Below are 12,851 nucleotides of genomic sequence, written 5' to 3'. Positions count from 1 at the left end.
TTCTTTACCAATAGATAGTATATTCTCTTTGAATCTGATCAATAGATTTAATAATTCTAAAATAAAATTTTTCAAAATTACCTAACCTATTATCAACCGATTTAGAATAATATATTTCTCTTACAAGATCCCATACTTCAGGTGATTTAACTTTCAGATCTTCAAGAATATATTTTTTTGGCTTAATAAACCATTTCCGGTTATTATAAAGAAGTTCTAACCCTAAATATATGTAATCATTAATAAACATTTCTATTTCAATGTGTTTTCCCTGCTCATCTAAACCTTTTATAGCGTCTAAACTTGAGGCAAAATCAGTAGACATTAATAGCTTTTCTCTTTCAGTCAATGGAAGTGGCTCTTTCCAAGTATTTTGAACAATATCAGATTTCAAAAATTCTTTTATCCAAGATTCTTTATCAATTAAAACCTTGTAGCTTTTAGATGCAGGAGTAAATCTCGTTCTTTTCGATGTTTTAAATCGAAAATCCTCTTTACTTCTCCATATGGTTTGGACAGCTATATCCCCATAAAGCTTATTTGTAGTCTTATCTTCAGTCTCTTCACTTATTGCAATCAAATCAATATCACTTCTAGAGTGTTCCGTTCCTTTAGCTAATGATCCAAATAAGAGCAATCCTAGTATGTTTTCATTTGATTCATATTCTGAAATAACTTGATTTAAAACTTTTTTGAATTTATCTCGCATAGCTTCCCCCACAATAGCTCTTTATTTGCATAAGGCTATTAAGAAATTCTTCAAACAACGACTTTACAGCATCTATGGATGGGTCTGAAAAGTATCTAGTATCCGTTGTTCGTATGGATGTTTCCGACCTTAAATTTGGATTCCATGCCGGAGAATCTTCTATCACGAAAAATTTTTTTAAGCATCAAGGTAAGAATAAAGGGTTACCTGATCAAATGTATCTGATTGATTAGCTAACATATCTTTCCTAATCGTTTCAAGCGAACTCTGTGTACCTACATGTCTTGCATAGGATTTAAGTAATCTCTTAGCCTTTTCTCCATAAATTAGGTGCGATTCGCCACTCATCAATGAGTCTTGGAGTTTCTCCTTCAAGTAAAGTACTAGGAGAAAGTTCTGCCATTTGCTGATACTGTCTCGTCATATCAGGTTGGTCCATGGATATAAAACTTTTCGCCTTTTCTTTTGCTGTTGTGCTCTTACCACACCATTTAGGTCCTTCAATTAAGACTGCTCCGTTTTTAATTCAAGTATTTATCCAAATTTAATTCAAGTGATTAACTGGTTTTGGTTGAATATCATTATTTAATCAAGTTGCCACTGATTTTATCAAAGATATCTTCTCTTAATTTCCAAATACCTGAATATGGCTGTTCAACATAGCTAATATTTTTTTCTTTATATAAATACGCTATGCTTGGACTATCTTCTGCATTTTTGTGATGGAATTTAATGATGAGATAATCCTTAATATTTGTAGGTTGATCGTTAACACTTTCCCTCCCGGTATCATTGGTGTTTTCCTCAATATCTGCAATAATGCTCGATATTTCATCTTGACTCTCAATTTTCAAACGATCTTCTAAAGTGTTTTTCATCATTTCAATTTCTTTTACTTCTTCGGCTTTTGGTAGATTTATTTTTTTATTACTACCACATGCAGTTAATGACAAAATAGTTATTAAAAACAATGCTATTCCAAGATATTTTTTCACCGTTTTCATCTCCACTTTCGATTTATTCTAATACTCCCTCAGTACAATTCTACACTTTATTAATCTGTGCAATTATGTTGGAGCCTTTAAAATCGAGTTTTTCTAAAATATTCTCCTTGTTTTATGCATAAATCGCTTTGCTTTCGACACCGATCAAGCCAAGCTCATCCATCTCAATTTCCACATTTGATTTTTATCATAACAAGTTTGAATAAAAGTGCCACCGCCTCCGCCGTCGACAGCTTGCCGCCTAACCGACCCTCCATAGCTCTTGTCCCATCAAAATTGGGGCCTTGTCCGGCGCATATCGTGTTGGTTTGGCGTTTTTTGGCGAATCAACACTATGCTTTTCCCACCTCAATAGTGTTGGTTTAGTGTTTTTTGACGAATCACCACTACCTTTGGGAGTAGTTTAGAGCAAAAAATAGTGTTGGTTTGCTGATTTCTCAAAACCAACACTACCCTAGGCTCGAAAACAATAGTGGTGGTTTGGCCGTTTTCCCCAAACCAACACTACTTCTCGCCCAAAACAAGAGTGGTGGTTTGCTCCTTTTCCCCAAACCACCACTACATCGGGCCCCTCAGCCTGCGCTCCGCGGATCTCGCACCATCAAACATACCGTCTCCGCGTGCTTGGTCCTCGGAAACTGGTCAAAAGCCTGGCCCTTGACCAGGCGGTAACCTCCCTGAATGAAGAGCTGAAGGTCCCGGACCTGGGTCCGGGGGTTGCAGGAGATGTAAACGATCTTGTCTGGTCCGGCGGCGACCATCTTTTCCAGGGCCTTGGGGTGGATTCCCTCCCGAGGCGGGTCGATCATAATCAGGTCCGGTCGGTCTTCGGACTGGGCCAGGCGGTCCAGTTCGTCCAAGACGTCCCCGGCCAGGAACTTGGCGTTGGCCAGGCCATTGGCTTGGGCGGTCTCCCGGGCCTTATCCACGGCCTCTTCCACGATCTCCACCCCGATGGCCCGCTGGGCCCGCTTGGCCATGAGCTGGGTCAGGGTCCCGGTCCCGGAGTAGAGGTCATAGACGGTCTTGCCCGTCAAGTCGCCGGCGAATTCCATGGCCTTGGCATAGAGGTTCTCCGCCGAAAAGACATTGGGCTGGAAGAAGGAGAAGGGGCCGATGTGGAAGGTCAGGCCCATGAGGCTTTCCTGGAGTTCCTCCTGGCCATAGAGGAGGGTGACCTTCTCCGGGATGACGGCATCCGCCACGGCGTCATTTTGGGTGTGGAAGACGGAAACCAGGTCAAAGGTCAGAGGGAGGCGGGTCAGGCGGTCTACATAGTCCCGGAGGAGGTCGGGACTGATGGAGGGGTCGGACGTGGTGACCAGGTTGACCATGATCTGGCCGGTGTGCATAGCGGTCCGGAGGACCAGGTGGCGGAGGGCTCCCTGGCGGGCGGATTTGTGGTAATAGGAAATCCCCTTTTCCCGGAAGAAGGCCTGGCTGGCCCGGCGGATGGTGTTCATATCCTCCGGAACGATTTTGCAGAAGGGGGTGGGGACAATCTCATAAAAATGGCCCGGCCGGTGGAGACCCAGGGTCAGGGGGCCCTCCTTGACCTCATCCCCAAAGCTGTATTCCATTTTGTTCCGGTACCCCTCATAGAGGGGGGACCGGTAGATGGGGATGTCCAGGTCCAGGCCGGCCTCCTGGAAGAGGCGGCGGATCTGGCCCCCCTTGAGCATGAGCTCCGTCTCATAGGACAGGGTCTGGTAGACACAACCCCCGCATCGGTCGAAGTGGGGGCAGCGGGCAGGGGTCTCCAGGGGGGACCGGCGGAGGAGGTCCAGGAGGAGGACTTCCTTGGCCTCCCCCCGGGCCCGCTTGCCCTTAGCCCGGTAGACCTGGCCCGGGATCCCGCCCTTGGCCACGATGGGTCGGCCCTGGGGCCTCTTGTCATAATAGGAGTCCATCTCCAGGAGGCGGTCCGCCTCATTTTCTTCGATGGACTCCAGCTTAAAGCCCCGGGCCCGGTTGGGGTAGTCCACTCGGTCGATCACTACATCCATGTCGTCTTTTTTGCGCGCCATTATTGATCCTTCCTCTCCTCATTCATATAGTCTTCCACCCTCGAGAAATACCGCATTCCCTTCCAGTGCCTGGGGTAGAGGGCCCGGTAGCGGGCCTGGGCAAAGCGGTCGTCCACCAGGAGAACCCGGCCCCGGTCGGTTTCCGTCCGGATGAGGCGTCCGGCCGCCTGGAGGACCCGGTTCATCCCGGGAAAGGTATAGGCGTAGTCGAAGCCGGAAAGGCCATCCCCGTTAAAGTAGTCCATGATCACATCCTGTTCAAAAGAAAGGCCGGGGAGACCCACCGATACCACAGCCACCCGGGTTAGGGCCAGGCCTGGCAGGTCGATCCCCTCGGCAAAAAGCCCGCCCAGGACAAAGAAGCCCGCCAGGCCCTCTTCCTCCATATAGCGGGCCAGAACCCCCTCCTGGTCCTTGTGACCGGCTTCAGGGTCCTGGACCAGGACCTCCTCACCAAAGCGGTCCCGGTAGACCCGAGCCACCTGGTTCAAGTAGGCATAGGAGGGAAAGAAGACCATGGCATTGCCCCCGGCCTCTTCCCCCTCCAAGAAGTGGTGGAGGAGGACGGTCAGGTCCTCCATGGTCCGGTCCCGGTCCTTGTAGCGGGTGGACAGAGAGACCTGGGCCAGGTCCAGGTGGTCGGGCGGGAAGGGGGAGTCCAGGTGAAGGACCCGGGGGGACTCTCCCCCGCCCAAAAGCCGGGCATAGAAGGCCATGGGAGACAAGGTGGCCGAGAAGAAGATGGCGGCCTTGACCCTCCGGATCGTAGCCTGGAGGAGGTCGGTCGGGTCGATGCAGCGGATCTTCCAATAAAGGTCCCCCTGGCGGAGGGTCAGGAGGTTGAGGAAGCCCTCCATCCGGCAGTCGTCAATCTTGGTGTAGGCAGTGATGTCAAAGTAGGCCTGGCGGACCTCCTCATAGTCCGGATCATCCCCCTCTTTGGCCAAATAGGGGTCCATGGCCTGGGCCAGGCCCTTGAGGGCCAGGTAGAAGTCCTCCGGGTTCTCCTCCGTGGCCACCTGGTCCGGCTGGCCCAAGGCCTGGTGGAAGTCCTCCATGACTCGGCCGGCCCGGTCGGCCTTGCGGGCGATGGCCCGGTCGACTGCCTTGCTTTTCTTGTCCTCGCTTTCCTTGGCCTTGTCCCGGAAGAGGGCAGCCAGGCGGTGGAGGGCCTCCCGGGAGATTTCCGCCGAATACATATCCCGCCCCCGGTCGACCAGATTGTGGGCCTCATCCACCAGAACCACCGTGGTGGGGTCCTCGCTGTCGAAGGCCCGGCGGAGGTAGACCCGGGGGTCAAAGAAATAGTTGTAGTCGCAGAGGACCAGGTCCGCGAAGTCCGTCATGTCCAGCTGGAATTCGTGGGGACAGACCCGGTGCTTCTCTGCATATTCCGTAATGGTGGCCCGGTCCATCCCATCCTCCGCTTGAAAGAGGTCCAGGATGGCCGCATTGACCCGGTCGAAGTGGCCCTTGGCATAGGGGCAGTGGTTGGGGTCGCAGACCAGCTTGTCGTTGAGGCAGATCTTGGACTTGGCCGTCAGGGTCACCTGCTTAATACAGAGGCCCTGGTCCCGCATCCTATCCATGGCCCGGGCGGGCTCCCTTTGGGTGGTGGTCCGGGCGGTCAGGTAAAAAATCTTCTTGACCCCCAGGCGAGGCATGGCCAGGAGGGCCGGATAGAGGGCGGAGATGGTCTTCCCGATCCCCGTGGGGGCCTCCACAAAAAGAGCCCCGCCCTCTTCGATGGTCTGGTAGACCCCCACCGCCATGGTCCGCTGGCCGGGACGGAAGTCCTCATAGGGGAAGGGAAAACCGGCCAGGGACCCGTCCCTCTTTTTCTTCCAGGCCACCAGGAGGCGGGAGAATTCCAGGTAGCGGCCCAGGAGGTCCAGGTAGAAGGCCTCCAGTTCCTCCCTCTGGAAGGTCTTGGTGAAGGTCCGGTAGAGGAGGTCCTCATCCAAATTGACATAGGTCAGCCGGACTTCGATGGAGGCCCGGTCCCGCTGCTTGCAGTAGAAGTGGGCATAGCACTTGGCCTGGGCCCAGTGTAGGGGGTTGGCCTCCCCGTCCAGGCTGTCCAGGGGCCGGGTCGTCGACTTGATCTCATCGATGAGGACCTGATCTTTTCCCTCCTCATCTTTCCCCTCGAAGACCCCGTCCGCCCGGCCGTCGACATCGAATTCGATCCCCTCCAGGGTCGTCCGGTCCCGGAAGATGACTTCCTTAGAATAGCCCTTCCCATATTGGTCCTGGATCCTCCGGTGGGCCCGGATCCCTTCCTGCATCCTCTGGTTGGACCGGTAGCGGCCATCAATATCTCCCGACCGCATGACATATTCAATTAAGGTCCGTACGCCCATGCGGATCCGGTCCATGGCCCGCCCCCTTTCCCTGCTTTATCAATGCTTTTATTATACCGAATGCAGGGGGAATTATTTTGGGGGAAAACCTCTTCTTCCTCCGGTCTCAAAATTTCTTGACATCCTTTGGGTTATAATGAAACAAAAGAAGATAAAAAGACACGAGATGATACCCTTTGAAAGCCTTTTATGCCCATCGATCCTTTATTACCTTTGCTATAGATTTCGGAGTCCCCAATGAAACGACGTACTTCCTTTGTAATTCTCTGCCTGGGTGGCCTCCTTCTTACTTCCTGCAGCCCGGGAAAAAAATACGACTTAGTTGAACCTCCTCAAGACCTTCTCCAAACCCTTCGCAAGGAGGTCCGTGAGGAAAAAATAATCGAGGATGAAGAATACCCCATCCATGCGGTCGCCGATGCTCATCTTGAACCCGGTGAAATGAAAATTATTCAAATGGGCCAACGCGGCCAGTCGGAAGTCCTCTTCCGGATCACCAGCCAGGACGGAAAGGACCTCTTCCGGGAGGCCTTGTCCGAGAAGGTGATCCGCCGGGCCCAGCCCGCCATTGTCCACTTTGGCCCACGGGACCTGGAAAAATATCCCGATGGTTCCACCCGGACCATCGGCTATTCCCAACCCAAAAGCGAAGTGGAATTGGAGCTCGTCCTGACGAAAGCCGGCCTGTTCGAGCCCGGTGAAGAAACCGCCGCCAACACGCCTCCACCGGCCCCGGCCCGGCCCGCCAGCCCCAGCCCCAAGCCCGCCAAGCCGCCCCAAGAAAGCAGCCAGCCGACCCCATCGGCATCTTCCTCCCATCCGGAGGAAAGTGGGGAGACTCCCTCATCCGGCCCGGGTAAGCCGACCACCAAGCCGGAAAAGCCGCCCGAGGAATCCCAGCCCAAAGAATCGAGCGAGGAAGAATCCACCCCACTTATGGAAATTGAAGAAGAAAGCGATATAGAAGTAGAGTGAAAAAAAGAGCTCGGAATTTGGAGAACTATCCAAGCTCGGGCTCTTTTTCTAAGAATTGAGGTATTGCTACTTCTTTGTATGCTCTTCCAATTCCAGTATGTATTTATCAAAATCTGACATAAATAATCGATCCTGAATAATTCGGTACTTTTCAAATTCAGTTTCGGCTTTTGCCTTGGAAATCTTCGCTGTGATTTTACCTGCATTCTGAAGGACATCTCTGTCATCGGCCATTAGAAATAAATCCAGTCTCTTCGACCAATCTTCCATCGTCATTGGAATATGGCGTTCAGCACGATCCTCCGCCAAATCCAGATAAGCAGATACAATTCGCTCCAGTGAATGCATCTCTTGCTCACTTAGGTAATTTTTTGCCACGCTAACATCACTTTTTACAATCTTTCCTTTCGGCCCTGCCGCCCATGTGGTTAATCCCATATGAGGCTTATCTGCATTTGCACGCTCGTAAATCAACTCTGCTGCTGTATGGCCGTGCACTGCATAATGCATTTTATTCTGTACCTTAGCAAAGAATAGCTTCGTTGTTTTCGCGGACCGATCATAGTCAAGGGATGTAGCATCAAATATCAGTTATCTTCTGATAAAACCTACGCTCAGATAGGCGGATTTCGCGAATCTGCTCAAGCAAGCGGTCGAAATACTCTACAGTAAGCACAGACCCACCGTTTTTCAAACGTTCATCGTCCATAACCCAGCCCTTAATGGTGTAATCTTTTACAATACCATTGGCCCACTTGCGAAACTGTACTGCACGTTCATTATTCACTTTAAATCCAACGGCAATAATCATTTGAAGATTATAGTGTTTTATATCACGAGCCACCTGACGAGATCCTTCCGTTTGAACTATCCGGAAATCCCGGATAGTTGAATTCTCATCAAGTTCAGAATCAAAATAGATCTTTTTAATATGCTCATTAATAGTACGAACATCCACATCATACAAAGCGGCCATCATCCTCTGTGTTAGCCAAATATTTTCATCCTCATAACGCATCTCAATGCTGTCCCGTTGATCCCCAACAGAGGCAATATAAGTTAAATATTCCGCTGTACTGGAACGAATGGTAATTTCATCTTTTTTTTTGTTTCAACGTAACCTCCTCCTTTTTAGTGTTTTTTCGAACTTAGATTTTTTCTGTCATTTTGTCCTCCTCTTACTCAAGTAAACCAATATTATTCCCAACATGATGACAACGCATGAAATATAAGGATGATCACATAGTGAGCCTTCAAAAAACGAAATCCCGCCAGTCGTTAAATCGACCTCATAGCAATAGATGTGGAAGGGGGATTCCACCACACTCATAAACTCACCCCACTTTTTATTCGTTACGTTACGATCAGAGATCGAATACATTTTTGTGATAGGATTTTGTGACAGCTCATAGATGATGGCTTTTTGTTCATCATTTCCTGAACAATAGACGATAGCTAGGTCATCCTTCTCCGCCACGCTGGAGACTTTCCGCCCATCTACCCTTTCGATTTCTTCAAGTATTCCGGGCAGGCTTTTCCTGGAAATCCTGAATCCGCCCTCAATGAGGAGGACGAATCCGAGAAGAATGACACCGATCCCGACCATAAAAAGAAGTTTTCTGCCGTTTTTACTCATTTTCCCTCCTTATATGTAAACGTTTTCTTAAACCCAAATCAACCCTAGCTTGAAAGCAGATCATGTCGATTTCCCAAATTTCCCCAAACCAACACTATCCTACACCCAAAATAATACCCAAACCAACACTATTCTACGCTCAAAATAATAGTGGTGGTTTCCCGATTTCCGCCAAACCAACACGATTTTTTCGGCAAACAGAGGCCCTTGTCGGCTGAAAGGCCCCCCCGTCCGCAGAAAGACGCCCCTGCCGGCAGAAAGGGCCTCTTCCCGGCTAATTATCCAGGTAGTCCAGCTTTTCCTTGATGGTGGATTTGGGCGTCAAGCCAACGAACTCATCCACCTTTTCCCCGTCCTTGAAGAGGATCATGGTGGGGATGGAGAAAACGCCATATTCCATGGCTAATTCCTTCTCCTGGTCCACATCGACCGAGAAGATTTGGTATCCTTCCTCCGACAGCTCTTCCAGGCTGGGGGCCATCATCTTGCAAGGCCCGCACCATGTGGCAAAAAAGTCGACCAGGACGACACCGGATCCGGCCTTAATTTGATTCTTGAAGTCTTGGGCAGTTAATGGTTGAGTCATTCCTTCCTCCTATCATTCTTCTTCTATTTTACGGTGATATTGACCGATTCTTCCGTATTTTCTTTGTTCTCCCCCGGTTTCTTCCCCTTTTTCTCCCGACGCTTATCCACGGATTTTTCCAGGTGGTGGGTGAGGAAGGTCCGGACCAGGACCAGGATGACCAGGGTGATGAGGTCGTAGATTTGGGCATCCCGGGTGACGAGGACGGTCTTGAGAATCTCCGCCACCATCAGGGTCTCCAAGGTGGTGATCATGCCAGCCGGGAGGGTCTCGGACTCATTGAAGCGGGTGAAGTCCATCTTGAAAACCACCAGGAGCTCATAGAGGGCGTGGAGGATGGTGAAGATGGCGATGGCCAGGGCAATCAACTCGATGATGAGGGCCGTCCAATCCCCCGCCAGATAAAAGAATTCGTGAACAGCCTTCATGAGAGGGCCCCCTTTCCTGTTTTCAGGTATTCGGTCAAGGCCGACACGCTGTCCACCTTGGGGAAATCAAAGGCGGCCAAGTCCTCTCTCTCCCGGTAGCCGTAGGTCACCAGGACGGTATCCAGGCCGGCATTTTCCCCCAATATCCCGTCCACCTCACTATCCCCGATATAAAGGGTGTCCTCCCGCTTGAAGCCCGCCTCTTCAATCATTTGAAGGAGGCCGGTCGGGTCCGGTTTCCGGGGAAGGTCCTCACGGAAGCCGGAGACGGCATCGAAGAGGCCCCTGGGGAAGAAGTGGTCCATGACCCGGCGGACGATGGGGTCCGGCTTGTTGCTGTAGACGCCCAGCTTCCGGCCCTTGTCCTTGAGCCAAATAGCCAGGTCCATGATCCCCGGATAGGGGGCAGACCCTTCGATGGGGTGGTCATAATAATTTTGATTGTACTCATCCAAAATTCGCTTCCGGTCCTCCTTGCCCAGGTCCTTCCCCCCGGCCAGGTTGAGCCCGTGGTCGATGAGGTAAGCCGAAGAGTTGCCAACAAGATCTTGAACCGTTTCCACGGAGAGGCTATCCAAACCATTGGCTTGGAAGGTCCGATTAACTTCGTGGGTGATGGATGCGATGGTATCCATCAGGGTCCCATCCAAATCAAAGACGATAAAGGGGTGCATATTTCCTCCTTTGTTGACATTCATAAAGACCGATGGCACAGGCCGTCGTCAGGTTGAGGGAATCCACCTGGTCGGACTGGGGGATGAAGACGGTCTGCCCCAGGGCAAGGTCCTTGGGGTCCAGGCCCGACCCCTCGTTGCCGAAGACCAGGGACCATGGCCCACGGATGTCCAAATCCGGCAGGGCCTGGGCGGTGGGGTCCAGGTAAAAAAGATAGAGGGTTCGGCTTCCTCCGCTAAAAGCCCGGGCATAGTCTTCCAGAGAGTCGTAGTGGCTGTGGCGGATCTTGAAGAGGGCCCCCATGGAGGCCCGGACCGCCTTGGGCTGGTAGATGTCGCAGGTCTCCCCGATGGTAACCAGGTCTTCCAAACCCATCCCCACCATGGTCCGGGTGATGTTGCCCAGGTTGCCCAAGTCGGAGACCCGGTCTAGGACCAGGTGGTTAGCCATCCGCCCCTCCTCGCCCAAGCCGGGCAGGTCGGTCCGGAAGATACCCACGACAAAGGTATTGCCTTTGGTGGCCAACCGGCGGATGGCCTTGTCTCCGATCCGGTAGGCCAGTCCCTTCGCCTCCAGGGTCCGGACCAACTTATCCAGGTCCCTAAAGGAAGGGGAAATGAGGACCTCTTCCACCAGGTCAGGCCGGCTTTCCACCAGCTCCAGGGTGGGGAAGGGTCCCAGGGTATAGGAATAACCCTCATTTTTCTTATATCGCTTCCACTGCATAGTTCCCCTCCCCCGGCCCCAGCCGGATTCTTTCTCTTTTGACGCATTCATTCCTTATTTTACCATAGAGGAATTCCCCATTTTCCACAATTTCTCGCCCAATCCGCTATAATGAAGAGAAGACTTTTTTCTGAACCAAGGAGGTTCAAATGTTTACGCGTTCCGATGAAAACTTGACCATGCTTTTTGACTTCTATGAGATGACCATGTCCCACGGCTACTTTGAACACGGGATGAAGGACCTCATCGGCTACTTCGATATGTACTACCGGTCCAACCCGGATAACGGCGGCTTTGCCATTGCCTGCGGCCTGGACTCGGTGATTGACTACCTCAATGACCTCCACTTCGACCCGGAAGACATCGACTTCCTCCGGTCCAAGGGGATCTTCAAGGAAGACTTTTTAACCTGGCTCAAGGATTTCCGCTTCCACGGCGATGTCTGGGCCGTTCCGGAAGGCTCCGTGGTCTTCCCCAACGAGCCATTAATCACCGTCCGGGCCCCCATCATCGAGGCCTCCCTGGTCGAAACCATGCTCCTCCTCTCCATGAACCACCAGTCCTGCATCGCTTCCAAGGCCTCCCGGATCGTCCGGGCTGCCCGTGGCCGGGCCATCATGGAATTCGGCTCCCGCCGGGCCCAGGGACCGGATGCCGCTAACCTAGGAGCCCGGGCCGCCTACATCGCCGGCTGCGTGGGGACGGCTGATACCTTATCCGACCAGCGTTGGGGAGTCCCCGCCCTCGGGACCATGGCCCACTCCTGGGTCATGATGTTCCCCAGCGAGCTGGATGCCTTCAAGGCCTATGCCGAAAGCTATCCCGACAACTGCCTCCTTCTGGTTGATACCTATGACACCCTGGCTTCGGGCGTCCCCAATGCCATCCGGACCTTTGATGAAGTTCTTACCCCCATGGGCAAGCGGCCGGCCGGCATCCGCCTGGACAGCGGAGACATCGCCTACCTCTCCAAGCAGGCTCGCCGGATGTTGGATGAGGCCGGCTACCCCGACGCCAAAATCGTCGCCTCCAACGCCCTGGATGAGTACCGAATTTCCGACATCCTCCAACAGGAAGCCCGCCTGGACTCCTTCGGTGTCGGCGAAAACCTCATCACCGCCAAATCCGACCCCGTCTTCGGCGGCGTTTACAAGTTAGTCGCTGTGGAAAAAGATGGGGAGATTTTCCCCAAGATCAAGATCTCCGAAAACGTGGAGAAGATCACCATCCCCGGATTCAAGCACTTCTGCCGCTTTTACAATAAGGACCACAAGGCCCTGGCCGACCTCATCCTCCTCAAGGATGAGCCCCTGCCCGACGGTTCCCCCTATGAGATCTTCCATCCCACCTACACCTGGAAGCGGATGGTCCTAAAAGAGTACGAGGTCCGGCCCATGCACAAGGAAATCTTCCGCAAGGGCAAGCTGGTCTATGACCGGCCCAGCCTCCCGGAAATCCGGGACTACTGCCAAAAGGAACTCGATTCCCTTTGGGATGAATACCTCCGCTTTGATAACCCCCATATCTACAAGGTCGACCTCTCCCGGGAAATCTGGGACATGAAACACCAACTCCTGACGGAAGTCAAAGCCAATGCCATTTCCGTGATGAGTAATCAAATGGAATAGGCGCCTGAATTCTGTTTTACTCCTCAATAAAGACCGGGAAATAGACCGAAACGGAAAAAAGTCTTGACCCCGGTCTTTTCTTATCTTATACTTC

At 51.8% G+C, this 12,851-nt stretch carries 11 protein-coding genes and 2 pseudogenes; 2 read left to right on the top strand and 11 right to left on the bottom strand.

Going from position 1 to position 12,851, the window contains the following annotated elements:
- Positions 1–4 precede the first annotated feature (4 nt).
- From BN2373_RS03290 to BN2373_RS03275, 5 genes and pseudogenes are all read right to left on the bottom strand, one after another.
- Positions 5–709 carry a nucleotidyltransferase domain-containing protein gene (locus BN2373_RS03290; RefSeq protein WP_053942746.1) on the bottom strand — a complete coding sequence of 235 codons (705 nt, stop codon included), beginning with the start codon at positions 707–709 and terminating at the stop codon, positions 5–7.
- Between the two features lie 73 nt (positions 710–782).
- A pseudogene (locus BN2373_RS07965) lies at positions 783–1,235 on the bottom strand (DUF4143 domain-containing protein); the annotation flags it as partial.
- 55 nt (positions 1,236–1,290) lie between these two features.
- On the bottom strand, positions 1,291–1,704 hold the full coding sequence (locus BN2373_RS03285; protein WP_053943490.1) for a DUF5301 domain-containing protein: 414 nt from the start codon (positions 1,702–1,704) through the stop codon (positions 1,291–1,293).
- 581 nt (positions 1,705–2,285) lie between these two features.
- A complete protein-coding gene (rlmD, locus tag BN2373_RS03280) occupies positions 2,286–3,740 on the bottom strand; it encodes a 23S rRNA (uracil(1939)-C(5))-methyltransferase RlmD (RefSeq protein WP_053942745.1) in 1,455 nt (484 codons plus the stop codon).
- Entirely contained in the window at positions 3,740–6,118 is a 2,379-nt protein-coding gene (locus tag BN2373_RS03275; protein WP_053942744.1) for an ATP-dependent DNA helicase, read from the bottom strand. The genes rlmD and BN2373_RS03275 overlap by 1 nt, the downstream gene beginning before the upstream one ends.
- Positions 6,119–6,340: 222 nt before the next feature.
- Between BN2373_RS03275 and BN2373_RS03270 the strand changes: the two genes are divergently transcribed.
- Positions 6,341–7,078, top strand: a complete 738-nt coding sequence (locus tag BN2373_RS03270; RefSeq protein ID WP_053942743.1) for a G5 domain-containing protein — start codon at positions 6,341–6,343, stop codon at positions 7,076–7,078.
- A 66-nt stretch (positions 7,079–7,144) separates the two neighbouring features.
- Here the strand turns inward: BN2373_RS03270 and BN2373_RS03265 are convergent.
- The 6 genes and pseudogenes from BN2373_RS03265 to BN2373_RS03240 all read right to left on the bottom strand — a co-directional run bounded on the left by BN2373_RS03265 (position 7,145) and on the right by BN2373_RS03240 (position 11,129).
- Positions 7,145–8,171, bottom strand: a pseudogene (locus BN2373_RS03265) (virulence RhuM family protein).
- A 69-nt stretch (positions 8,172–8,240) separates the two neighbouring features.
- Entirely contained in the window at positions 8,241–8,714 is a 474-nt protein-coding gene (locus BN2373_RS03260) for a hypothetical protein (protein ID WP_053942742.1), read from the bottom strand.
- 274 nt (positions 8,715–8,988) lie between these two features.
- Complete coding sequence (gene trxA / locus BN2373_RS03255; RefSeq protein WP_053942741.1) at positions 8,989–9,300, bottom strand: thioredoxin; 312 nt, start codon at positions 9,298–9,300, stop codon at positions 8,989–8,991.
- Between the two features lie 23 nt (positions 9,301–9,323).
- Complete coding sequence (locus BN2373_RS03250) at positions 9,324–9,728, bottom strand: DUF1622 domain-containing protein (protein WP_053942740.1); 405 nt, start codon at positions 9,726–9,728, stop codon at positions 9,324–9,326.
- Positions 9,725–10,402 carry an HAD family hydrolase gene (locus tag BN2373_RS03245; protein ID WP_053942739.1) on the bottom strand — a complete coding sequence of 226 codons (678 nt, stop codon included), beginning with the start codon at positions 10,400–10,402 and terminating at the stop codon, positions 9,725–9,727. The genes BN2373_RS03250 and BN2373_RS03245 overlap by 4 nt, the downstream gene beginning before the upstream one ends.
- On the bottom strand, positions 10,380–11,129 hold the full coding sequence (locus BN2373_RS03240) for a TrmH family RNA methyltransferase (RefSeq protein ID WP_053942738.1): 750 nt from the start codon (positions 11,127–11,129) through the stop codon (positions 10,380–10,382). The genes BN2373_RS03245 and BN2373_RS03240 overlap by 23 nt, the downstream gene beginning before the upstream one ends.
- Before the next feature lie 149 nt (positions 11,130–11,278).
- On the opposite strand from BN2373_RS03240, the gene BN2373_RS03235 reads away from it, so the two are divergent.
- Positions 11,279–12,757: a nicotinate phosphoribosyltransferase gene (locus BN2373_RS03235; RefSeq protein WP_053942737.1), complete on the top strand. Its 1,479-nt coding sequence runs from the start codon at positions 11,279–11,281 to the stop codon at positions 12,755–12,757.
- Positions 12,758–12,851: the final 94 nt, after the last annotated feature.

The organism is Kallipyga gabonensis (genome assembly GCF_001286805.1).
GTDB lineage: Bacteria > Bacillota > Clostridia > Tissierellales > Peptoniphilaceae > Kallipyga > Kallipyga gabonensis.
Note: the sequence above shows the minus strand (reverse complement) of the source record. Positions and strands in the feature narration are given on the sequence as shown.

Coding starts and splice junctions, on each gene's coding strand:
- trxA (WP_053942741.1), bottom strand. CDS start 9,300: ATGACTCAACCATTAACTGCCCAAGACTTCAAGAATCAAATTAAGGCC.
- BN2373_RS03250 (WP_053942740.1), bottom strand. CDS start 9,728: ATGAAGGCTGTTCACGAATTCTTTTATCTGGCGGGGGATTGGACGGCC.
- BN2373_RS03290 (WP_053942746.1), bottom strand. CDS start 709: ATGCGAGATAAATTCAAAAAAGTTTTAAATCAAGTTATTTCAGAATAT.
- BN2373_RS03245 (WP_053942739.1), bottom strand. CDS start 10,402: ATGCACCCCTTTATCGTCTTTGATTTGGATGGGACCCTGATGGATACC.
- BN2373_RS03275 (WP_053942744.1), bottom strand. CDS start 6,118: ATGGACCGGATCCGCATGGGCGTACGGACCTTAATTGAATATGTCATG.
- rlmD (WP_053942745.1), bottom strand. CDS start 3,740: ATGGCGCGCAAAAAAGACGACATGGATGTAGTGATCGACCGAGTGGAC.
- BN2373_RS03235 (WP_053942737.1), top strand. CDS start 11,279: ATGTTTACGCGTTCCGATGAAAACTTGACCATGCTTTTTGACTTCTAT.
- BN2373_RS03270 (WP_053942743.1), top strand. CDS start 6,341: ATGAAACGACGTACTTCCTTTGTAATTCTCTGCCTGGGTGGCCTCCTT.
- BN2373_RS03260 (WP_053942742.1), bottom strand. CDS start 8,714: ATGAGTAAAAACGGCAGAAAACTTCTTTTTATGGTCGGGATCGGTGTC.
- BN2373_RS03240 (WP_053942738.1), bottom strand. CDS start 11,129: ATGCAGTGGAAGCGATATAAGAAAAATGAGGGTTATTCCTATACCCTG.